Below are 22,048 nucleotides of genomic sequence, written 5' to 3' on the forward strand. Positions count from 1 at the left end.
CGGCGCAATCACCAAAGTCTCTGGAATACTGGGTCGCCCGGTCAAGCCGGGCGACGATAGCAGTAAGGGGGGCGAGCGCCCCTCTCACATCCTCACGGATGCAGGATCACCTTGCCCATGGCCTGGCGTCCCGCGAGCACCTTCAACGCGTCCGCGGTCTGGGCCAGCGGGAAGGTGCGATCGACATGCGATGAGATCTTTCCCTCGGCCGTCCACTTCACGAGCTTTTCGAGATTGGCGCGGTTCTTCTCCGGATTCTGCCGCGTCCATGCGCCCCAGAATACGCCGCGGATGTCGCACCCCTTCAGCAGCGCGAGGTTCAGCGGCATCTTCGGAATGTCGCCCGCAGCGAACCCGATGACGAGGAAGCGGCCTTCCCAGGCGATCGAGCGCAGCGCCTGCTCGGCATAGGCGCCACCAACCGGATCGAAGATGATGTCGACGCCCTTGCCGCCCGTGAGCTTGCGCAGACCTTCCTTCAGATCCTCCTTGGCGTAGTTCAACGTCAGCTCGGCGCCATGCGCTTTCGCGAATTCGAGCTTCTCGTCCGACGAGGCGCAGGCGATCACCTTCAAGCCCATCAGCTTGCCGAGCTCGCAGGCGGCAAGGCCGGTGCCGCCGGCAGCGCCCAGCACCGCGAGCGTCTCGCCCGGCTTGGGGCTGGCGCGATCTTCCAGCGCATGCAGCGCGGTGCCGTAGATGATGATGATGCCGGCGGCACGGTCGTAGTCGAGATTGTCGGGGATCTTCACGATCGACGCGGCAGGCAGCGCGATCTTCTCACGCGCGCCGTTGTGGCCGCAGGATGCGACGACGCGATCGCCGACTTTCAGATCAGTGACGCCGGGACCGATGCTCTCGATCACACCCGCGACTTCCGCGGCCGGCGAGAACGGGAACGGCGGCTTGATCTGGTACTTGCCCTGGATCATCAGGAGGTCGAAGAAGTTCAGCGCTGCCGCCTTGATCGCGATCACCGCTTCGCCGGGACCGGCCACCGGATCCGGCACCTCGGTCAGCACGAGATCGTCAGGCTGGCAGTATTGCGAGCAGAGGATGGCTTTCATGACGGCACCTTGGGCGTTTCGAGTGGAATTATAGTTGGCCCGGTTTTGCCGGATTTAGTGCGGCACGACAATCCGGATTCTTTGCTGGACGCTATGATCGCCCTATCCTCGTCATTGCGAGCGCAAGCGAAGCGATCCACACTATTTCCGCCGGGCGGATTCCGGATTGCGTCGCTGCGCTTGCAATGACGGAGCGCGCAAGACAGCGAGGAATCAAACGATGTTTGAAACGAGCCTGCTCAAGAACAAGCGCATTCTCGTCACCGGCGGCGGCTCGGGGCTTGGCGCCGCGATGGGGCGACGCTTCCTCGCGCTCGGCGCCGAGCTCGTGATCTGTGGCCGCAAGCTCGATCGGCTCGAAGCGACCGCGGACGAGATGCGCGAGGAGACCGGCGGCAAGATCACGGCGATCGCCTGCGACATCCGCGACGGTGTCGCGGTCGAGGACATGATGGATCAGATCTGGCGTGAGGCGCCGCTCGACATCCTCGTCAACAACGCCGCCGCGACCTTCATCGCGCAGAGCGAGCACCTCTCGTTCCGCGCCGCGGATGCAATCCTGGCGCCGACGCTGCATGGCGCGATGTATTGCACGCTCGCCGCCGGCAGGCGCTGGATCGAAGGCAAGCATGGCGGCGTCGTGCTCTCGATCCTCTCGACCTCGACCATCACTGGGCGCGCTTTCACCGTGCCGTCGGCGATGGCGAAATCGGCGCTGCTGGCGATGACCAAAAGTCTTGCGGTGGAATGGGGGCCGAAAGGCATCCGCACCGTCGCCATCGCGCCGGGTCCGTTCCCGACCGCGGGCGCGTCCGGGCAGCTCCGCCCCGAAGGTCGTGACGAAGCCTGGACCGCGCGCAATCCGCTGGGTCGTACGGGCGAGCACAGCGAGCTCGCCGATCTCGCCAGCTTCCTGGTCTCGGACCGCGCCGGTTACGTCAATGGCGAGATGGTCGTCATCGACGGTGGCGCGCATCTGCGCAGTTCCGGCGCCGAGGATTTGCTCGGCTGGACCGACGCGCAATGGGCCGGGCAGCGTGCCGCGCGATCCAAAGGCTGATACTGCTAACTGCCTTCCCAAATTGGACTTTCCCCGCTATCCCTGCCACGGGGACAACGCGCGGCCGGGCCATCTTCCAGTCACAATATTGAGGGAACCACTCCAGCATGTGGCGGGTGCTGATTTTAGCTTTGATGACTGGCGTCGCAGCCGGGGGTATCGCCGATTCCGCGCGGGCGCAGACGGCACAACCGGCGCCCAAGCCTGCTCCAAAGGAGTCTGCTCCAAAAGAGGTTGCACCGAAATCGGCCGCACCGGCGGCTCCCGCGGCCGCGAAGTCGGCTCCAAAGCCCGAGAGCAAGCCAGCGGCCCCGCCCGCGGCAGTTGCGGGCGGTGCGGAGCCGACCTTGATCGGCCAGTTCGGCACCTGGGGCGCCTATTCGGCGACGCCCAATGGCAAGAAAGTCTGCTTCGCGTTGGCAAAACCCTCGTCGTCGAAGACCAACCCGCCGAATCGGCCACGCGATCCCGCCTATGCCTTCGTCTCGACCCGCCCGGCGGAGAAGGTCAACAACGAAGTCTCGGTCATGATCGGCTATGCGCTGAAGCCGGGCTCGGAATCGTCGGCCGAGGTCGGCGGCGCCGCCTTCGCGATGTACACGCAGGGCGACGGCCTCTGGATCAAGAACGCGGCCGAGGAGGAGCGGATGGTCGAGGCCATGCGCAAATCCGCCGAGTTGGTCGTCAAGGGCGTCTCGGCCAAGGGCACCGAGACGACCGATACCTTCTCGCTAAAGGGACTTGCCCAGGCGCTGGACAAGATCGCCCAGGATTGCCGGCGGTAAGGCTAAATAATTGCCGCGGTCGCAATCGAAGTTTCTGATTGCTATATAGAGGCAGTTCCAGGTTTTTCCGTCATTCCGGGATGGTCCGAAGGACCAGACCCGGAATCTCGAGGTTCCGGGTTCGATGCTCGCATCGCCCCGGAACGACCCCCTAATCAGGTCCATTCAATGCAACCGACTGCCGAGCCGCACAACACGACATTGGTGGAGAAGACTCCGCTTGAAACCTATGTGCCGCCGGCAAAGCCCTCGCTGATCGGCCTGTCGCGCAGCGAGCTTGCCGATCGCCTCGGCGAGATCGGCGTGGCGCCGGCGCAGCGCAAGATGCGGGTGCAGCAGCTGTGGCACTGGCTCTACTTCCGGGGTGCCCAGAGCTTTGACGACATGACCTCGATCTCGAAGGGCATTCGCGCCGAGCTCGCGCAGCATTTCACCGTCGACCGGCCCGAGGTCGTGGCCGAGCAGATTTCGAACGACGGCACCCGCAAATGGTTGCTGCGTTTGCCGAGCGGCGACAATCTCCAGAAAGCGCACGAGGTCGAGTGCGTCTACATACCCGAGACCGATCGTGGCACGCTCTGCGTCTCCTCGCAGGTCGGCTGCACCCTGAACTGCTCGTTCTGTCACACCGGCACGCAACGACTGGTGCGCAATCTCACCGCCGGCGAGATCGTGGGGCAGGTGATGGTCGCGCGCGATCGCCTGAACGATTGGGCCGATCGCGAGGACGGCACGCGCCGCGTCACCAACATCGTGATGATGGGCATGGGCGAGCCGCTCTACAATTTCGACGCGGTGCGCGATGCGCTGCTGATCGTCGGCGACAATGAAGGCATCGGCATCTCCCGCCGCCGCATCACGCTGTCGACCTCGGGCGTGGTGCCGAACATCGTGCGCGCCGGCGAGGAGATCGGCGTCATGCTCGCGATCTCGCTGCATGCGGTGCGCGACGAATTGCGCAACGAGCTGGTGCCGCTCAACCGTAAATATCCGATCAAGGAGCTGCTGCAGGCCTGCCGCGACTATCCCGGCGCGTCGAACGCGCGGCGCATCACCTTCGAATATGTGATGCTGAAGGGCGTCAACGATTCGCTCGACGATGCAAAGCTGCTGGTGAAGCTGCTCAAGGGCGTTCACGCCAAGATCAATCTGATCCCGTTCAATCCCTGGCCCGGCACGGCCTATGAATGCTCGGACTGGGACCAGATCGAGAGATTCTCCGAATACATCTTCAACGCCGGCTATTCCTCGCCCGTCCGCACCCCGCGCGGCCGCGACATCCTCGCCGCCTGCGGCCAGCTCAAGTCGGAAACCGAAAAGCTCTCGGCCAGGGAGCGCCAGGCGCTGCGCGCCATGGCGATGACGGATTAGTCTGCCATGCTCGCGCCGTCGCAACCTCGTCATTGCGAGGAGCGCAGCGACGAAGCGATCCAGGCTGCGTCCGCGGCATCTCTGGATTGCTTCGCGGAGCCTGTCATCCGGCCCGCCGGAGGCGGGACCGGGTGGCTCGCAATGACGGCAGCAATGGTTTGGGCGCCATGTCCCTGATCGGCCGCCTCGTCGTCATCTTCATCGGCTTTCTCGCCGCCTGCTTCGTCGGCGGCATGATCGTCGTCATGGCGCTGCTATTCCCGGAATTTGCCGATCTCGGCGCCGGTCCCGTCGACCAAGGCACGATCGATATCCTGCTCGGCTTCGGCTTCATCTTCGTCTCGGGCTTCGCGCTGGTTCCGGCGGCGGTGATCGTCGCGATCACCGAGGCGCTCTACATCCGCAGCGCGCTCGCCTATGCCGTCGGCGGCGGCCTCGTCGGGCTTGCCTGCTATCTCGGCCTCGTTTCCTTTCACCCCGATACGTTCCAGTTCGAGGGCATCGTGCGCCGTCATTTGGAGATCATGACGGGCGCAGGCATCGCCGCCGGGATGGTCTATTGGCTGATTGCCGGCCGCAACGCCGGCGCCTGGCGCGAGCCGCTACCTCCGCGCAAACCGCCCCCGCCACTGCCGTCCAATTCGCGGCCGGATGCGCGGTGACATTGTTGCCTCCGCCCGGGGTTTTCATCTCCTCCCCACTCCGCTAAACCGCGCGCCATGAACCGGACCGGACTTCTCATCGCCCTTTCGCTGTGGCTCGTGATCGGCGTCGTTTTCGGCCTCTATCCCGAGCTCGATCTCAAGCTGGCGTCGCTGTTCTTCGATCCCGAGACCAGGACGTTTCCGCTCAAGCTGAACGGCTGGGCCAACTTCGCGCGCGATGCGGCGATGTGGGTCGCCTGGGCTTTCGTGCTGCCGTCGCTCGTCGCGCTCGTGGTCAAGATGATCCGGCCCGACCGGCCGCTGCTGGTCTCCGGGCGCGCGATCGTGTTCCTGCTGGTCACGATCATTCTGTCGGCCGGCATTCTCACCAACCTCACCTTCAAGACCTATTGGGGCCGGCCACGCCCGGTGGTGGTGACGCAGTTCGCCGGCGACCAGCAATTCGTGCCGTGGTGGGACCCGCGCGGCGGCTGCGCGCGCAACTGCTCGTTTTTCTCGGGCGAGGGCGCGACCGCGTTCTGGACGCTGGCGCCGGCCGCGCTCGCGCCGCCGCCATGGCGCCCGCTCGCTTATGCCGGAGCAGTCATCTTTGGCGCCGTGACGAGCGGGCTGCGCATGGCCTTCGGCGGGCACTTCTTCACCGACGTGGCGATCGCCGGCCTCGTCACCTTCGTCGTAATCTGGTTCGCCTACGCGATGATCTACCGCTGGCCGCGAACGCGGTTTTCAGACGAGGCCGTCGACGCCGCCCTGACCCGGCTGAACATGCCCGCCTACCGGCTCCGCCGGCGCCTGTTCGGCCGCAAGACCGACCCCGAGCCGTCGGTTTGAGCCATTAAATGCGTGCCCAGCCCTGCGAAATTTGATATTCGCGCGGTCAAACCGCCCTGACACCCGCCCTTGAGACCCGATTGGAAGCGCCATGACCACGATCCTGAAAAGCCTGCCCAAGGGTGAGAAAGTCGGCATCGCTTTTTCGGGCGGCCTCGACACCTCCGCGGCGCTGCTCTGGATGAAGCAGAAGGGCGCGCGCTGCTACGCTTACACCGCCAATCTCGGCCAGCCCGACGAGGCCGACTACAACGAGATTCCGCGCAAGGCGATGGAGTTCGGCGCCGAGAATGCGCGGCTGGTCGATTGCCGAACGCAGCTCGTCCATGAAGGCATCGCCGCGATCCAGTCGGGCGCCTTCCACATCTCGACCGGCGGCATCACCTATTTCAACACCACGCCGCTCGGCCGTGCCGTCACCGGCACGATGCTGGTCGCGGCGATGAAGGAGGACGGCGTCAACATCTGGGGCGACGGTTCGACCTTCAAGGGCAACGACATCGAGCGCTTCTACCGTTACGGCCTGCTCACCAATCCCGGCCTGAAGATCTACAAGCCCTGGCTCGACCAGCAGTTCATCGACGAGCTCGGCGGCCGCGCCGAAATGTCGGCGTTCATGACCGCGCAGGGCTTCGCCTACAAGATGAGCGCCGAGAAGGCGTATTCGACCGACAGCAATCTGCTCGGCGCCACGCACGAGGCCAAGGATCTCGAAAGCCTCGACAGCGGTATCAAGATCGTCAACCCGATCATGGGCGTGCCGTTCTGGCGCGACGACTGCAACGTCAAGGCCGAGAAGGTCGTGGTGCGGTTCGAGGAAGGCCAGCCCACGGCGCTGAACGGCCAGACCTTCTCCGATCCCGTCGCGCTGTTCCTGGAAGCCAACGCGATCGGCGGACGTCACGGCCTCGGCATGAGCGACCAGATCGAGAACCGCATCATCGAGGCCAAGAGCCGCGGCATCTACGAGGCGCCCGGCATGGCGCTGCTCCACATCGCCTATGAGCGTCTCGTCACCGGCATCCACAACGAGGACACCATCGAGCAGTACCGCATCAGCGGCATGCGCCTCGGCCGGCTGCTCTATCAGGGCCGCTGGTTCGACTCGCAGGCGTTGATGCTGCGCGAGACCGCGCAGCGCTGGGTCGCGCGCGCCGTTAGCGGTGAAGTCACGCTCGAGCTGCGCCGCGGCAACGACTACTCGATCCTCAACACCGAGAGCCCGAACCTCACCTATGCGCCGGAAAGGCTCAGCATGGAGAAGGTCGAGGACGCCTCGTTCTCGCCGGCCGACCGCATCGGCCAGCTCACCATGCGCAATCTCGACATCGCCGATACCCGCACCAAGCTGAAGCTTTATAGCGACACCGGCCTGCTGTCGGGCAGCGAAGGCTCGCAGATCTTCCGGCTGGAGAGCGACAAGGGTTGAGGCTGCGAGTGCTCTAACCCCGGATGGAGCCGACGGAGCTACGAGCTTAATGACGGTGTCATCCTCGATCGCTACGCTCCCTATCGAAACGGGATTGCGGAGCATCGCGCATGGTCAAGAAATCGGTAGTCGCTTCTCTCATGGTCGTCTGTTGGACGACGTCACCGTCGGCACAGACGATCTATCCGATCGATCGCGCAGAGATCCTGGCCGGAGCGCGATTCGACTTCAAGGTCGAGCTGCCCGGACTGGTCGATCCGGCCAAGTTGAAGGTGACGGTGAACGGCGCCGATTATGCGACCGCGTTCGGCCGTTCCGGCACATTCACCGAGCGCGAGGACGGCAAGGAGCAGTCGGCCCTGATCCTGCGCGACGTCACGCTGACCAGGCCGGGCAGCATTGCCGTGGAGGTGAGCGACGGCACGCGCCAGCACAGCGTCACATGGACGGTCTTCGACACGGGCCCGCGCAAGGCGAAGAACGTCATCCTGTTCATCGGTGACGGCATGTCGCCGGCGCATCGGGTCGCAGCCCGAATCCTGTCCAAGGGGATTTCGGAGGGCAAGAGCCGCGGCAAGCTCGCCATCGACGACATGCCTCATATGGCACTGGTGGCGACCGCCGGCTCCGACTCGATCATCACGGATTCCGCGAACTCGGCCAGCGCCTATGCGACCGGGCACAAGAGCGCCGTCAACGCCATGGGCGTCTATGCGGACCGCTCCTTGAGTGCGTTCGACGACCCCAAGGTCGAAACCATCACCAGCCTTGCCAAGCGGCGGGCGGGCATGGCGATCGGCATCGTCACCAACACCGAGGTCGAAGACGCGACGCCGGCCGCGATGGTCGCGCACACCCGCCGCCGCGCCGCCTATGACGAGATCGTCGAACAGTTGTTCGCGGCGAAGCCGGATGTGCTGATGGGCGGCGGCAGCGCGAACTTCATGCCGAAGTCGGCTGCCGGCTCGAAGCGCAAGGACGAGACCGACTACATCGCGAAGTTTCGTGACGCAGGCTACCAGATCGCGACGACCGCGAGGGAGCTCAGCGCCTCTGCCGCAAAGCCGGAGACCAGCAAGCTGCTCGGCCTGTTTGCCACCGGCAACATGGATGGCGTGCTCGATCGCAAATTTCTGAAGGGCGGCGGCGTCAAGAAATTCCCTGAGCAGCCTGATCTGACCGAGCAGGTGCAGGCAGCGCTGAACATCCTCTCGAAGAACGAAGCCGGCTTCTTCCTGATGGTCGAGTCCGGAATGATCGACAAATATGCGCATCTGCTCGACATGGAGCGCGCCGTCTACGACACGATCATGCTCGACAACGCGGTGCGTCAGACACGTGAATGGGCGCGCGCGCGTGGCGACGACACCCTCATCCTGGTGGCGGCCGACCACAATCATCCCAACAGTCTCGTCGGCACGGTGAATGACGACATGGGCACGACGCCCAATGTTCCCTTGCGCGAGCGCGTCGGCGTCTACGACAAGGCCGGGTTTCCCAATTACCCGGCGCCGGATGCGGAAGGCTATCCGTCACGCGTCGATGTCAGTCGCCGGCTCGCCATCTTCTCGGCCAGCCTGCCGGATCACTACGAGACGTTCCGCCCGAAGCTGGACAGTCCCAATGAGCCGACCGTGAAGGCCGGCGACGACGGGACGTTCAAGGCCAACGACAAATACAAGGATGTGCCAGGCGCGGTGCTGCGGCCGGGCAATCTATCGGCGATGATCGGCGCCAGCGTACATTCGGGCGAGGACGTCATCCTGACCGCGACCGGACCGGGCAGCGAGCGCGTGCAGGGCTCGATGGACAATACCGAGGTGTTCCGCGTCATAGCCGATGCGCTCGGGCTTGCCGCCGCGCAATAACGCGGCGACACGAGCATCAAACAAAAATGGCCGGGATCGCTCCCGGCCATCTTCTCGTTGCGAAGGTTTTACTGGCGCGGCGGAGGCGGTGCCGCGTTGGCTTGGCCGCCGTTGAGCAACGGCGTGATGTTGCGGATGGTAACCCGTCGGTTGATCGCGCTCGGTCCCGGCGTCTGGTCCTTCAGGTACTGCTCGCCATAGCCCTGCGACGTCAGGTTCTCTGCGGGCACGCCGAACTGCTGGGTGAGCAATTCGGCAGCGGCCTGCGCGCGGCGGTCGGACAGCGACAGATTGTCGACTTCGTTGCCGACCGCATCGGTGTGTCCTTCGATCAAGAACACCTCCTGCGGATTGGCCTGGATCGCCTGGTTGAGACCGTCGGCGATCACCTGCAACCGCGCCGCCTGGTCGGGCGGGATAGTCCACGATCCGGTCTCGAAGACGATCGTGTTGACGTCGATGCTCGGCATCTGCATGCGAACATTCGGGCTGTAGCGGATCTCGTCGAGCGAGTAGCGTCGATCGATCCGTTGAACCGGCGGGGCCCGCATCGTTTCGTAGATCACCTGCGGCGACGCGTCCTGGGCGGCGACGATGTAGCGATCATAGGGGATGCTGACCACCGGCGGCGGCACGTCGACATAGAAGCCGCCGACCGCCCGCGGATCGCGGTAGCTGTTGTCGATGATCACGAGCTCGCGTCCGCGCGGGTCCCTGCGGATTCGGCGCAGGAGTCGGCCATCGGCGCCGACCACCGTGACGATCTCGCTGCCGTCGGGACGTATCACGACAGTGCGCGTCTCGCCGCCGACGGTATCGGTGCGGATGTCGCGGGCGCCGTAGCGGAAGCGATAGAGATCGTTGCCGCGGACATAGGCCTGCCCGCCCGGATCGCGGACGATGATGCGATCCGGCTCGGTGTAGATGGTGCGGCCGCCTTCGATACTCTCGCGTCGCTGGTTGTGGATGTCGGCGATGGTCGCGCCGACCACGACACCGGCTACCACGCCTGCACCGATCGCGAGCGGCGTCAGGTCACGCTGCTGCGGACGGGGGGGCGGCGGCAAGGGTGCTACGACCGTCGGCGCGGCGCGGAAGGCCGGGGCAATTGTCGGCGGTCTGTATTGTGCTCTGTCCGGCGGCGGCGTTGCGGCCGCCGAACCGGGGACGATCGACGGCGCTGCGACGCCGGCGGGAGGTGCCGGCGGTCGGGCCGGGGCGCCGGCCTGCGGTGCTGCGGGCGGAGCTCCGGCAGCGGGCCCGCCGGCAGGCGGTGTTGCGCCCTGTTGTCCCGGAGCGGGCGTCGCACCTGGAGCGGGTGTCGGTCCGGCACCGGGACGTCCGGGCGGCGGTGTCGGCGTGCTGCCGGGGGCCGGCGTGGCCGTCGGAGCGGGCGCGGCGCCGGGAGCCGGCGTTGCACCTGGAGCAGGTGTCGGTGCTGCACCGGGACGTCCGGGCGGCGGTGTCGGTGTGCTGCCGGGGGCCGGCGTGGTCGTCGGAGCGGCCGCAGGGCCGGGAGCCGGCGTCGGTGATCCCGCAGCCGGAGGCGTGCCGGGACGTCCGCCGGGCGGTGGCGCACCCGGACGGCCCGGCGGCGGTGCGGCGGGCGTGCTGCCGGGCGCCGGGGTCGCGGTCGGTGCGGGAGATGTCGCCGGTGCAGGCGTGGTCGCCGGCGCAGGTGCGCCCGGACGCGCTGGTGGCGCGGCTGTCGGAGCAGGCGGCGTCGCCGTCGGCACGGGCGCCGGCCGTCCTGCAGGACCCGCTGCGGGCGGCGGCGGAGGCGGAGGGGGCGTCGGGCTCGGGCGCGCGGCAGGCGCCGGCGCGGGAGGCGTACGCTGCTGCGGAGCCGCGGCGGGGGGCGGTGCCGGCGGCGTGGGAGCCGGGCGGGCGGCGGGTGGAGAATGCTGCTGCGGCGCGGCGGCCGGCGGTGGCGCAGGCTGCTTCGGAGCAGCGGGCGGCGGGGGTGGCGGCGGCGGAGCCGGACGAGCCGCGGGCGGAGGCGGCGGGGGCGGAGCTGCTGGGCGTGGCGGTGCGGCTGCCGGCGGAGGCGCGGCGGGCGGTGCAGCGGCAGGCGGCGGGGCCGGCCGCGCGGGTCCTGCAGGCGGGGCGGCCGCAGGCGGTCCCTTCGGAGGCTGCTTCGGTCTTCCGTCGGGCCCGGCTTCTGGCTGGCCCTGGGCGACAACGAGCGGCGCAGTTTGCGCATGCGATGCGGAGCTTGCGAATTGCATCGCGGTCAGAGCCGTCGTTGCAAGCAGCACGAAACGAAGGTTGGTCATGGTGGTGAACTTCCCCGGAAGGTTCTTTGACGAAGTGTCGTGATGAACGGCTACGCGTTAGGCCGCATTGTGGCGGGCGAAGCGGTCGCGGCCCGATTTATTTCTGCACGGAAATCGGCTCACTATGATGACGTTCATTGCGCATTCAGGCGTCGGTTGCAATCGCCTCAGATGTGATGGCTCGCTTCACATGTGATCCCGCGTCGGCATCGCGTCCGTCGCGGGGTTGGGCGTGAGCGGACCGTTCGGCCCGCGCGATGGAATCTCTTCAGGCATGCGGCCCGGCAATTCGTCGGGCCGCGGAGATTCGCCGGGCTCGCGCACCGGCGGCGTGATTTCGGGCTGCGGATTGCCGGGTGGAATTCCCGGCGGAGGCTCGGTGGGCGTGCCCGGTGTCGACGGAGGAATCTCGGGCGGCTCGATCGGCATCACATCGAGACCTTGCGGTTCTCGCCGATGTCGGGGCGTGTGTTCGTCACCGCCGCAGCTGCCATTTTCACATAAGAGATCACCGTGCCTGGCGAATCCCAGAACTCGGCATCGTCGGGTGTGATCTTGAGCACGCGGATGTTGGGGTCCTCGGCGCTGTCCCACCACGCCTTGGCCGGCGTCGAAAACAGCTCCTTGATCTTCGCACGGTCGTTGGAGACGGCGGCCGTCCCTGTCAAAGACACGTACTTCTGGCTAGCCGCATCAGCGAAGGACAAATTGATGGATGGATAGCGTGCAATCTCCTCATCCTTGTGGTTTCGCGCGTCGGTCAGGAAGAAAATCGCGTTTGCGTCACGTTCGAGATGAGCGCTCATCGGCCGTGCGCGCAGCTTGTCGCCGTCGCGCGTCACGAGCATCGCGAAGCCGATTTTCTTCATCAGCTCCCAGGCGCGATCGACGTCGCGGGCATTGTCGTTGGCCATATCGTACTCCTTGTTGCAAGAGACGATAACGGCCTGCCGGGAACGAGGTTCCTGCCGGAATCCCGGCCTTATTCCGGCGCGTGGCAGACGGCCTCGATGTTGTGGCCGTCGGGATCGAGCACGAAGGCGCCGTAATAGTTCGCATGATAATGCGGGCGGATCCCGGGCGCGCCGTTGTCGCGTCCGCCGGCCGTGATCGCCGCCTTGTAGAAGGCGTCCACCGTCGCGCGGTCCTTGGCCGCGATCGCGATATGCACCGGCTTGTTCATCGCGCCTTCGCCGCCGAACCAGAAATCGGGCTTGCCGTCGGCGCCGAATCCCGCGGCTGCAGCGTGGCCGGTCTGCTCCGCCGTGACTTCCATGATCAGGCCGTAGCCGAGCGGCGCCAGCGCCTTGGCGTAGAACGCCTTGGCGCGCTCATAGTCGGAGACGGAAAAACCCAAATGATCGATCATCGCTGGCCTCCATTGTTCGTTCTCGTCAGCGTGACAGGAACGTATTGCTCCGCGTCTTGCGCGCGATCGTAAAGCCGCGCGCGACCATGTCGGCGATACAATCCTGCTGCCAATCCTTTTGTGACAGGTGCTCGATCACCACCGCGCGCGGCCACAGCGATGGCGATGCGTCGCGGAAAAAGCCGATCAGCACGCGGTCCTCGAAACCCTCGACGTCGATCTTGAGCGAATCGACTTGGCCGACGCCGGCCTCGTCGAGGATACGCGTCAGGCGGAGCGACGGCACCTTGATCGCGTCGGCGCTGGCCGTGCCGGTGACGACGTGGGTGGCGCCGAGATTGCCGCCTCCGCTCTCGATCATCAGCTCGCCGTCGCTGTCACCGGCTGCCGCCTGCACCAGGCGCACCTGCGCCGCTTTCGATGCGGCCTGATTGAAGGAGAGCCGGGCAAACGTCATCGGATGCGGCTCGATCGCGACCACCTTGCCCGTGGTGCCGACCTGTTGCGCCATCACCAGCGCAAACGTGCCGACATTGGCGCCGACATCGACGAACACGCCACCCGCCGGAGTGTGCTGGCGGAGGAAGTCGAGCTCGTCGAGATTGTAATCGGGATTGAACAGCGCACCGCGCTCGGTCGCGCTGCCCTGGTGATACAGACGGAACGAGGCGCCCTGATATTGCAGGTCGACCGGGCCGCCGCGCAGCAGACTGACCAGCCGCGACATCCACGGCCGGAACGCGCCGCGCTTAAGTCCTGATCGCTGCACGAAGCGGATGATCGCGGCCTGCGCCGCATTCGGCGCAAACGCGCCGAATGGCGCGGACGAAGGGGTATTGTCGGTCGTCACGCGGGCGATCCTCGTTGCAAGCGGCGCATGCATAGCCGGTTTTGATTGAGGCCACAATTTCAGTGTCGCCCCCGGGGGCGCGAAGCGAGCCACGATCCCGGTGTCGTCCCCGCGAAGGCGCCAAACGCCTCCCTGCGGGTATGGATCCCGGATCTGCGCGCGCTTATAGCGCGCTTGTCCGGGACGACGAGGAGAGAGTCAGGCTGCCGTCTTCTTCCCTGCCTTCCGCTGCCGCAGGAATCGCCCGAGCAGCTTGCGCCTGCCCTTGCGTGGGATCAGGTCGATGTCGCTGACGAGCTTGGCGCCGCCCTTGCGCCGCTCCAGCACGATCTTGCGGCTGTGGAAGGCCTCCAATTCGGCACGATGCGCCACGCTGACGATGGTCGCCCTCGGCAGCGCGTCGGTGACCATCTTCATCATCTTGTCCTGACTCTTCTCGTCGAGCGCGGAGGTCGCTTCGTCCAGCACGACGATGTCGGGGTTGTGCAGCAACAGCCGCGCGAAGGCGAGGCGCTGCTTCTCGCCGCCTGATAGGGTCTGGTCCCATGGACCCTCCTCCTCGATCTTCTCCTTGAGATGATCGAGCCCGACCTTGTGCAGGGCTTCGCCGATCTCGTCCACGGTCCAGTGGTCGGCGGCGCCGGGATAGGCGACCGCACGGCGCAGCGAGCCGGAGGGCACGTAAGGCCGCTGTGGCAGCATGAACAAGCGCCGGTCGGGATGGAAATTGACGCTGCCGCCGCCCCAGGGCCACAGCCCTGCGATGGCGCGCACCAGCGTGCTCTTGCCGGTGCCGGATTCACCGGCAACCAGCAGCCGCTCGCCCGGCTCGATCACCACTTCGGTCTCGCCGACCACGGCGGTGCCGTCGTCGAGCGTGACCGAGAGATCCCTCAGCTCCAGCATGGCGTCATTGCCGGTCTCGCCGCGCTTGATGCGGCCGAGACCGTCGCCCTGTTCGGCGCGCTCGAGGCCGTCGAGCGACATCATCAGCGAGGCGATGCGGCGCGCGCAGGCGTTCCAGTCGGCAAGCCGCGGATAGTTGTCGACCAGCCAGCCGAACGCGCTCTGCACGATGGTGAAGGCGGAGGCCGCCTGCATCACCTGCCCGAGTGTCATGCTGCCGTCGAGGAATTTCGGCGCGCAGAGCAGGAGAGGGACCACGGGCGCAACGAGGCTCGACCCTTGCGACACCAGCGTGGTGCGCATGTGCTGGCCGGCGAGCCGCGCCCATTGCCGCAGCACGCTGCTGAAGTTGCGGTCGATGCCGCCGCGCTCTTCCTCCTCGCCGCCGAGCAGTGCGATGCTCTCGCCGTTCTCGCGCACGCGCGTCAGCGTGTAGCGGAAATCGGCTTCGGCCTGGTTCTTGTTCTCGGAGACCTGCACGAAGCGCCGGCCGATCACCAGGATGGAGCCCGAGGCGATCGCGGCATAGAGCATCGCGGCGATCACGAGGAAGCCGGGAATGGTGATGCTGGAGCCGCCGAGCGTCACGGTCAGCGCGCCGCCGATGGTCCAGAGCACGACGATGAAGGTCGCAGCCGACAGCAGCGCGGCCGTCACGCCGGCGACGAAATCGACGGGGGAGTCGGTCGCGATGCGCAGATCCTCGGCGATCCGGTATTCGGGATTCCCGTGATCGCCGCCGACGAGGTTGAGCTGATAGTAGCGTCCATTCGCGAGCCACCGCGTCAGCACGCTCGCCGTGAGCCAGGCGCGCCAGCGCCGCTGGATGCCCATGCGCGCGAACACCTGTGCGACGGCGAGCACGATGCTGCCGATCGCAAGCGGAAAGAACATTGCGGTGAGATGGAAGACGCTGGCCGCGTTGCGCTGCTCGATGGCGTCGAAGATCGCGCGATTCCAGACATTGATGCCGTATTGGAAGCCGACGGTCAGGACGATCAGCAGGCCGAGGCCGATCGTGAGCGGCCAGGCGAGGCGGTCGCCCCTTCGTCCCCAGAAGCCGCGTGCGCTGATCCAGAAACGCGTCAGCAGGTAATTCTTGCGGACCTGCTCGGCCTCCTCGGGTGACAGTTCGGGATCGGGCTCGAGCAGCTCCGGAGGCGGCGCTGCCACGTCATCGCCGTTCTCGCCTTTGATCTCGATAATGGGCGGCTTCTCGATCTGTTCGCGCTTTGCGGCCCGCTTGTTCATGAGCGGACAACGCAAGGGAAATCAAACGGTTCCCATCAGTTCCGATCGCCGGATCACTCGGCCGCGCCATCCCGGACGCGCCGGATGCGGGCCGCCCGATGCAGAATGCGCGACAATTCCTCGATCGAATAGGGCTTTTGCACGAGATCGAAGCCGGCCACGCCATCCTGTGACAGCGCCTGACTGTAGCCCGTGGTCAGCACGACCGGCACCTCGATGCTGCGGTCGCGGATGGCCTGCGCCAGATCGAGCCCGGTCATCCCGGGCATGACGACGTCCGAGAACACGACGTCGAAGCGATCGGCGTCGACGACGAGCTCGGCGAGCGCGTCGGTGGCATTGTCGACCAGCGTGATGCTGTAGCCGAGCTCGGTGAGACCATCGGCGGCGAAATTGGCGAGCTCGATATTGTCCTCGACCACCAGCACCGACATGCCGCTGCCGGTCACCGCTGGCGCCGTGTTGGGCGCCTGGCGCTGCGGCAGCAGGTCCGGCGCCACGCTCGGCAGATAGAGCGAGAAGGTGCTGCCGTGCCCCACCTCGCTCTTGACCGTCACCTCGCCGCCGGATTGCCGGGCGAAGCCGAACACCTGGGACAGGCCGAGGCCGGTGCCGTGGCCGACCTGCTTGGTGGTGAAGAACGGCTCGAAGATGCGTTCGAGCCGGGCGGCGGGAATGCCGATGCCGGTGTCGCTGACGGTCACGCTGACGAAGCCATGGTGTCCCGGGATCCGGCTGCCCGAGGCACCGGCCAGCGTGTCCGGAACCGTCGTCGCGGGCCCGACCTGGAAGGTGATTCTGCCCTTGGCCTGCATGGCATCGCGCGCGTTGGTCGCCATGTTGATCAGCGCCGTCTCGAACTGGCCGGCGTCGGCACGGACCAGGCAAGGCTCCGTCGGCAGGCGCATGGCGATCTCGATCGCCGGCCCCAGCAGGGGCGCAAGCATGTCGTGCAGCGCCTGCATCCGTTCGCCGACGTCGAACACCTCCGGCTTCAGGGTCTGGCGCCGCGCAAAGGCGAGCAGCTGCGAGGTCAGCTTGGCCGCGCGGGCGACGGCATCTGCAATGGCGGTGATGTAGCGCTGGCGCCGCTCCTCCGTCAGTTGCGGCCGGTTCAACAGGTCGACCGAGGCGCGGATCACCGTCAGCAGATTGTTGAAATCGTGCGCGACGCCGCCGGTGAGCTGTCCGAGCGCCTCCAGGCGCTGGCTATGCTTGAGGGCCTCCTCGGCCTCGCGCCGCCTTGCGGCTTCGGCCTGAAGGTGCTGGGTACGCCGCAACGCCAGCGCCAACAGCAGAAACAGAAGTGCGGTGGCGGGAATGCCGAACACCAGATGCTGGCCGATGGTGGCGAGCCAGCGCGCGCGGATCGCCGAGGTCTCGAGCCCGGCGCTGACATAGAGCGGGTATTCCGAGACGCGCCGGTAGCCGATGCGGCGCTCGATCCCGTCCGACGGCCAGGCGACGGTGATGAGGCCATGCTCGGGCCGCGCCGCGATTTCCCGGCCGACCGCTCCGGTCGGATCGAGCCGAAGGTCGCGGTCGAGCCGCGGGAAATGCGCCAGCATCCCGCCGTCGGTGCGTCCCATCGCGAAGAAGCTGCCGGTATCCGTGCCGATGCGCGCATAGAAACTGTCGAAATATTCGGGGAGGACCGAGGCCTGGATCACCCCGATGAAGCTGCCGTCGTCGGAGTCGCGGCGGCGGCTCACCCCGAAGAAGCGCGCGCCCTGATAGGGCGGACGCGGCGTCAGGGCGCTGCCGATGAACGTGCCGATGCTCTGGTCTACATGAGCGTAGAAATAATCGCGGTCCGCAAAGCCCAACGCCGGCGGCGGTGAGACGAGGCTGTTGACCAGCGCTTTTCCGTCCGCATCGAAGATCCAGGCCGATTTGAGCTGCGGCAGCGAATCGGTCAGCCGCTTCAGGCGGCGGTGCAGCGCCGGCTCGCGCGCGCGGATGGTGTCGTCGGAAAGGCCGCGGACCACTTCGTTGAGCTCGGCAAGGCTGCGGTCGATGGTCTCGAACACCTTGAGTGCGTGCTCATGCACGACGTCGAGCGTGCGCTCGATTTCCCGGTCGGCGATGTCGCGGGTTGATGTGTAGGAGATCGTTGCGGCAATGGCGAACAGAGCAATCGGCAGCGCCAGGGATGCCGCCATCATCCACTGCAACAGTCTTAGCGAATTGCGTTGCGCCCTCTGCACAGTCGCTCCGTCCCTGACGGGAGCTTAGCTGAATCAGGCGCGGGGAAGGAAGCAGCTTATGCTGGAACCGATGGTTGCGAGGCGGAAATTTACGCGCACAGCGGGTCGGAGGAAATCCACTCGAACTGGAAAATTCTACTCGAATTGACCGCGATCTCGGAACGTCCCGGCCGGTCTGGCCGGGACGCGAAGCCTGACTTCGTCTCAGATCTGCCGTTCGACCATCTTGAGCTTGAGCTCGGCGATGGCTTCCGCGGGGTTCAGCCCCTTCGGGCAGGCCTTGGCGCAGTTCATGATGGTGTGGCAGCGGTAGAGCCGGAACGGGTCCTCGAGATTGTCGAGCCGCTCGCCGGTTGCTTCATCGCGCGAATCGGACACCCAGCGGTTGGCCTGGAGCAGGGCGGCGGGGCCGAGGTACCGCTCGCTGTTCCACCAATAGCTCGGGCAGGAGGTCGAGCAGCAGGCGCAGAGGATGCACTCGTAGAGGCCGTCGAGCTTCTCGCGGTCCTCGTGGCTCTGGCGCCATTCCTTCTGCGGCGTCGGCGAGGTCGTCTTCAGCCACGGTTCGACCGAGGCGTACTGCGCGTAGAAATTGGTGAGGTCGGGGACGAGGTCCTTCACCACCGGCTGGTGCGGCAGCGGGTTGATCTTCACCGCGCCGTCCTTGACGTCGTGCATCGAGCGGGTGCAGGCCAGCGTGTTCTGGCCGTCGATGTTCATGGCGCAGGAGCCGCAGACGCCCTCGCGGCAGGAGCGGCGGAAGGTCAGCGACGGGTCGATGTTGTTCTTGATCCAGATCAGGCCGTCCAGCACCATCGGACCGCAATCATTGGTGTCGACGTAATAGGTGTCGACGCTCGGATTCTTGCCGTCGTCCGGATTCCAGCGATAGACCTTGAACTCGCGAACCTCTGTCGCGCCCGCGGGCTTCGGCCAGGTCTTGCCGCCGGAAATCTTGGAGTTCTTCGGAAGTGCGAATTCAACCATTGCTCTAACCTTTCGTCATTCCGGGGCGATGCGGAGCATCGAACCCGGAATCTCGAGATTCCGGGTCTGGTCCTTCGGACCATCCCGGAATGACGGCTACTGTTCGATCAATACACGCGCGCCTTCGGCGGGATGTACTGCACGTCGTTGGTCATGGTGTAGTCGTGAACCGGGCGATACTCGATCTTGACCTTGCCGGCATCGTCCAGCCAGGCCAGCGTGTGCTTCATCCAGTTCTTGTCGTCGCGCTCGGAGAAATCTTCGCGCGCATGCGCGCCGCGGCTTTCGGTGCGGTTGGCGGCGGAGTTCATCGTCACCACCGCCTGCGAGATCAGATTGTCGAATTCGAGCGTCTCGACGAGATCCGAATTCCAAACCAGCGAGCGGTCGGACACGGCGATGTCGGTGATGCCGCTGTGGACCTTCGCGATCAGGTTCTGGCCTTCGCTCAGCACTTCGCCGGTGCGGAACACCGCGCAATTGCTCTGCATCACGTGCTGCATGCCTTCGCGCAGCTTCGCCGTCGGCGTGCCGCCGGAGGCATAGCGGTAATGGTCGAGCCGGCCGAGTGCGAGCTCGGACGAGTTCGCCGGCAGCTCGGGTTGCTTGGCATTGGGCGTGAGCTTCTCGGCGAGGCGGAGCGCCGCGGCACGGCCGAACACGACGAGGTCGATCAGCGAGTTGGAGCCGAGGCGGTTGGCCCCGTGCACGGAGACGCAGGCGGCTTCGCCGATCGCCATCAGGCCGGGGATCACGGCGTTGTCGTCGCCGTCCTTCTTAGTCAGGACTTCGCCGTGATAATTGGTGGGAATGCCGCCCATGTTGTAGTGCACGGTCGGCACGATCGGGATCGGCTCGCGCGTCACGTCGACATTGGCGAAGATCTTCGCGGATTCGGAGATGCCCGGCAGCCTCTCGGCCAGCACCGCGGGATCGAGATGGTCGAGATGCAGGAAGATGTGGTCCTTCTTCTTGCCGACGCCGCGTCCCTCGCGGATCTCGATGGTCATCGCGCGCGAGACGACGTCGCGCGAGGCGAGGTCCTTGGCCGACGGCGCGTAGCGCTCCATGAAGCGCTCGCCTTCGGAGTTGACGAGATAGCCGCCTTCGCCGCGCGCGCCTTCGGTGACGAGACAGCCCGAGCCGTAGATGCCGGTCGGATGGAACTGCACGAATTCCATGTCCTGCATCGGCAGGCCGGCGCGCAGCACCATGCCGCCACCGTCGCCGGTGCAGGTATGCGCCGAGGTGCAGGAGGCGTAGGCGCGGCCGTAGCCGCCGGTCGCCAGGATCACGGTCTGGGCCCGGAAGCGGTGCAGCGTGCCGTCATCCAGCTTGAGCGCGATGACGCCGCGGCAGGTGCCCTGGTCGTCCATGATCAGGTCGATGGCGAAGAACTCGATGAAGAACTCGGCCGCGTGGCGCAGCGACTGGCCGTACATCGTGTGCAGCATCGCGTGACCGGTGCGGTCGGCTGCGGCACAGGTGCGCTGCGCCTGGCCCTTGCCGTAGTCCATGGTCATGCCGCCGAACGGGCGCTGATAGATCTTGCCGTCCTCGGTGCGCGAGAACGGCACGCCCCAATGCTCGAGCTCGTAGACCGCCTCGGGCGCGTTGCGCACCATATATTCGATCGCGTCCTGGTCGCCGAGCCAGTCCGACCCCTTCACGGTGTCGTACATGTGCCAGCGCCAGTCGTCCTTGTGCATGTTGCCGAGCGAGGCGGAGATGCCGCCCTGCGCGGCGACCGTGTGGGAGCGGGTCGGAAACACCTTGGTGATGCAGGCGGTCCGAAGACCCGCCTCGCTGCAGCCGACCACGGCGCGCAGGCCGGCGCCGCCGGCGCCGACCACGACGACGTCATAGGTGTGGTCTTCGATCGGATAGGCTTTGCCGTTGGTGGCGGGAGCGCCGTTGCCCGAGCCATTCGTTGTGGTGGCCATGGGTTACACTCCGGATGACAGTTTCAAGATCGCGTAGGTCGAGGCGAGCGCCACGGCGAACGAGAAGAAATTGTTGAGCATGACCGCGGTGAGCTTCAGCTTCTCGTTGTGGACGTAGTCCTCGATCACGACCTGCATGCCGATCTTCATGTGCCAGGCGCTGGCGAGGATGAAGAGGAGCAGGATCACCGCGACGGGGATGGAGCTCAGAGTCTGCGCGGCATAGACCTGGTTGCGCCCGAGCAGCATCATGATGATCACCAGCCCCGGGATCATCAGCAGCGTCATGGCAACGCCGGTAATGCGCTGGCGCCAGAAATCGGAGGTGCCGGAATGCGCCGCGCCGAGATTGCGGACGCGGCCGAGCGGGGTGCGCATGCTGCGCTTGGGCGTATCGGTCCCGCTCATCGTCCGCCTCCGATCGCATAAGCGATGATCCAGACCAGCACCGTCAACGCGATGCCGCCGATCAGCGCGCCCCAGGTCAGTGCTTCCCGCTCATTGGGTTTGAAGCCGTAGCCGAGGTCCCAGACGAAATGCCGGATGCCGCTGAGCATATGGTGCATCAGCGCCCAGGTGTAGCCGAACACGATCAGCCGGCCGATGATGCTGCCGGCGAAGGCCTGGACATGGGCATAGGCGGCCGGGCCGGAGGCCGCCGCAACCAGCCACCAGACCAGCAGCAGGGTTCCGACATAGAGGGCAATGCCGGTGGCGCGATGGATGATGGACAGGGCCATCGTCAGCGTCCAGCGGTACACTTGCATGTGTGGCGAGAGCGGTCGTTCGATCCGTGCGGTCATGGGCTTTGATGTTGTGTGGCGGCCCAGCGGGGGGCGCGCGGGGATCGGAAAGGTCGGCTCTATTTACGGAGTCGATTTCGCTCGCGCAATCACCAATTCGCCATAAATCGAACGCCGGTTCAGCTCTAGAGCGTTGATGAAACAAGGCCAATCAGGGGCTTGGTATACCAAGGCCTCAGTCCGCCAAGAAAGGAGTGATTTTATTTTCACTTCTTATGGGACGTCGAGACACATTGAAATTATTGTTGGAACGCCTCTAAGCGAGCCGGCTTGCGTGTCGCTCGAGCCGGTGAGCTCGTGACGTCGGAGGCGGCCTGAACCACTCCCAATGCGAGCGCCAATTCCGCCATGCGCACCGATTTTCCGCGCGACGGCGGATA

The 22,048-nt window shown here is 65.9% G+C and carries 19 protein-coding genes; 7 read left to right on the plus strand and 12 right to left on the minus strand.

Going from position 1 to position 22,048, the window contains the following annotated elements:
* Nucleotides 1-92 precede the first annotated feature (92 nt).
* Complete coding sequence (locus RX330_RS01520; RefSeq protein ID WP_212082382.1) at nt 93-1,067, minus strand: NADPH:quinone oxidoreductase family protein; 975 nt, start codon at nt 1,065-1,067, stop codon at nt 93-95.
* A 220-nt stretch (nt 1,068-1,287) separates the two neighbouring features.
* On the opposite strand from RX330_RS01520, the gene RX330_RS01525 reads away from it, so the two are divergent.
* The 7 genes from RX330_RS01525 to RX330_RS01555 all read left to right on the plus strand — a co-directional run bounded on the left by RX330_RS01525 (nt 1,288) and on the right by RX330_RS01555 (nt 9,076).
* Nucleotides 1,288-2,127: an SDR family oxidoreductase gene (locus RX330_RS01525; RefSeq protein ID WP_317241844.1), complete on the plus strand. Its 840-nt coding sequence runs from the start codon at nt 1,288-1,290 to the stop codon at nt 2,125-2,127.
* A 107-nt stretch (nt 2,128-2,234) separates the two neighbouring features.
* Complete coding sequence (locus RX330_RS01530) at nt 2,235-2,912, plus strand: invasion associated locus B family protein (protein WP_317241845.1); 678 nt, start codon at nt 2,235-2,237, stop codon at nt 2,910-2,912.
* 168 nt (nt 2,913-3,080) lie between these two features.
* Nucleotides 3,081-4,283, plus strand: a complete 1,203-nt coding sequence (rlmN, locus tag RX330_RS01535; protein WP_317241846.1) for a 23S rRNA (adenine(2503)-C(2))-methyltransferase RlmN — start codon at nt 3,081-3,083, stop codon at nt 4,281-4,283.
* Nucleotides 4,284-4,450: 167 nt separating this feature from the next.
* Nucleotides 4,451-4,945 carry a hypothetical protein gene (locus tag RX330_RS01540; RefSeq protein WP_317241847.1) on the plus strand — a complete coding sequence of 165 codons (495 nt, stop codon included), beginning with the start codon at nt 4,451-4,453 and terminating at the stop codon, nt 4,943-4,945.
* A 57-nt stretch (nt 4,946-5,002) separates the two neighbouring features.
* Nucleotides 5,003-5,779 (plus strand): phosphatase PAP2 family protein, encoded by a 777-nt coding sequence (locus tag RX330_RS01545; protein WP_212082336.1) that lies wholly within the window; start codon nt 5,003-5,005, stop codon nt 5,777-5,779.
* A 91-nt stretch (nt 5,780-5,870) separates the two neighbouring features.
* Nucleotides 5,871-7,208, plus strand: a complete 1,338-nt coding sequence (gene argG / locus RX330_RS01550; protein WP_212082333.1) for an argininosuccinate synthase — start codon at nt 5,871-5,873, stop codon at nt 7,206-7,208.
* 110 nt (nt 7,209-7,318) lie between these two features.
* Nucleotides 7,319-9,076 carry an alkaline phosphatase gene (locus RX330_RS01555; protein WP_317241848.1) on the plus strand — a complete coding sequence of 586 codons (1,758 nt, stop codon included), beginning with the start codon at nt 7,319-7,321 and terminating at the stop codon, nt 9,074-9,076.
* 68 nt (nt 9,077-9,144) lie between these two features.
* Here the strand turns inward: RX330_RS01555 and RX330_RS01560 are convergent, their stop codons facing one another.
* The 11 genes from RX330_RS01560 to sdhC all read right to left on the minus strand — a co-directional run bounded on the left by RX330_RS01560 (nt 9,145) and on the right by sdhC (nt 21,668).
* Entirely contained in the window at nt 9,145-11,352 is a 2,208-nt protein-coding gene (locus RX330_RS01560; RefSeq protein WP_317241849.1) for an OmpA family protein, read from the minus strand.
* A 186-nt stretch (nt 11,353-11,538) separates the two neighbouring features.
* Entirely contained in the window at nt 11,539-11,781 is a 243-nt protein-coding gene (locus tag RX330_RS01565) for a hypothetical protein (protein ID WP_317241850.1), read from the minus strand.
* Nucleotides 11,781-12,266: a pyridoxamine 5'-phosphate oxidase family protein gene (locus RX330_RS01570; protein WP_317241851.1), complete on the minus strand. Its 486-nt coding sequence runs from the start codon at nt 12,264-12,266 to the stop codon at nt 11,781-11,783. Before RX330_RS01570 ends, RX330_RS01565 begins: the two co-directional genes overlap by 1 nt.
* A 68-nt stretch (nt 12,267-12,334) precedes the next feature.
* Nucleotides 12,335-12,721, minus strand: a complete 387-nt coding sequence (locus RX330_RS01575; protein ID WP_317241852.1) for a VOC family protein — start codon at nt 12,719-12,721, stop codon at nt 12,335-12,337.
* A 25-nt stretch (nt 12,722-12,746) separates the two neighbouring features.
* Complete coding sequence (locus RX330_RS01580; protein ID WP_317241853.1) at nt 12,747-13,571, minus strand: FkbM family methyltransferase; 825 nt, start codon at nt 13,569-13,571, stop codon at nt 12,747-12,749.
* A 198-nt stretch (nt 13,572-13,769) separates the two neighbouring features.
* Nucleotides 13,770-15,728, minus strand: a complete 1,959-nt coding sequence (locus tag RX330_RS01585; RefSeq protein ID WP_317241854.1) for an ABC transporter ATP-binding protein/permease — start codon at nt 15,726-15,728, stop codon at nt 13,770-13,772.
* Nucleotides 15,729-15,781: 53 nt separating this feature from the next.
* Nucleotides 15,782-17,935 carry an ATP-binding protein gene (locus RX330_RS01590; RefSeq protein WP_317241855.1) on the minus strand — a complete coding sequence of 718 codons (2,154 nt, stop codon included), beginning with the start codon at nt 17,933-17,935 and terminating at the stop codon, nt 15,782-15,784.
* A 204-nt stretch (nt 17,936-18,139) separates the two neighbouring features.
* Nucleotides 18,140-18,922 (minus strand): succinate dehydrogenase iron-sulfur subunit, encoded by a 783-nt coding sequence (locus RX330_RS01595; RefSeq protein WP_212082309.1) that lies wholly within the window; start codon nt 18,920-18,922, stop codon nt 18,140-18,142.
* A 107-nt stretch (nt 18,923-19,029) separates the two neighbouring features.
* Nucleotides 19,030-20,865, minus strand: a complete 1,836-nt coding sequence (sdhA, locus tag RX330_RS01600) for a succinate dehydrogenase flavoprotein subunit (RefSeq protein WP_212082306.1) — start codon at nt 20,863-20,865, stop codon at nt 19,030-19,032.
* A 3-nt stretch (nt 20,866-20,868) separates the two neighbouring features.
* Nucleotides 20,869-21,273: a succinate dehydrogenase, hydrophobic membrane anchor protein gene (gene sdhD / locus RX330_RS01605; protein WP_212082303.1), complete on the minus strand. Its 405-nt coding sequence runs from the start codon at nt 21,271-21,273 to the stop codon at nt 20,869-20,871.
* Nucleotides 21,270-21,668 carry a succinate dehydrogenase, cytochrome b556 subunit gene (gene sdhC / locus RX330_RS01610; RefSeq protein ID WP_212082282.1) on the minus strand — a complete coding sequence of 133 codons (399 nt, stop codon included), beginning with the start codon at nt 21,666-21,668 and terminating at the stop codon, nt 21,270-21,272. The genes sdhD and sdhC overlap by 4 nt, the downstream gene beginning before the upstream one ends.
* Nucleotides 21,669-22,048 lie beyond the last annotated feature (380 nt).

The sequence above is a fragment of the Bradyrhizobium sp. NDS-1 genome, assembly GCF_032918005.1.
GTDB lineage: Bacteria > Pseudomonadota > Alphaproteobacteria > Rhizobiales > Xanthobacteraceae > Bradyrhizobium > Bradyrhizobium tunisiense.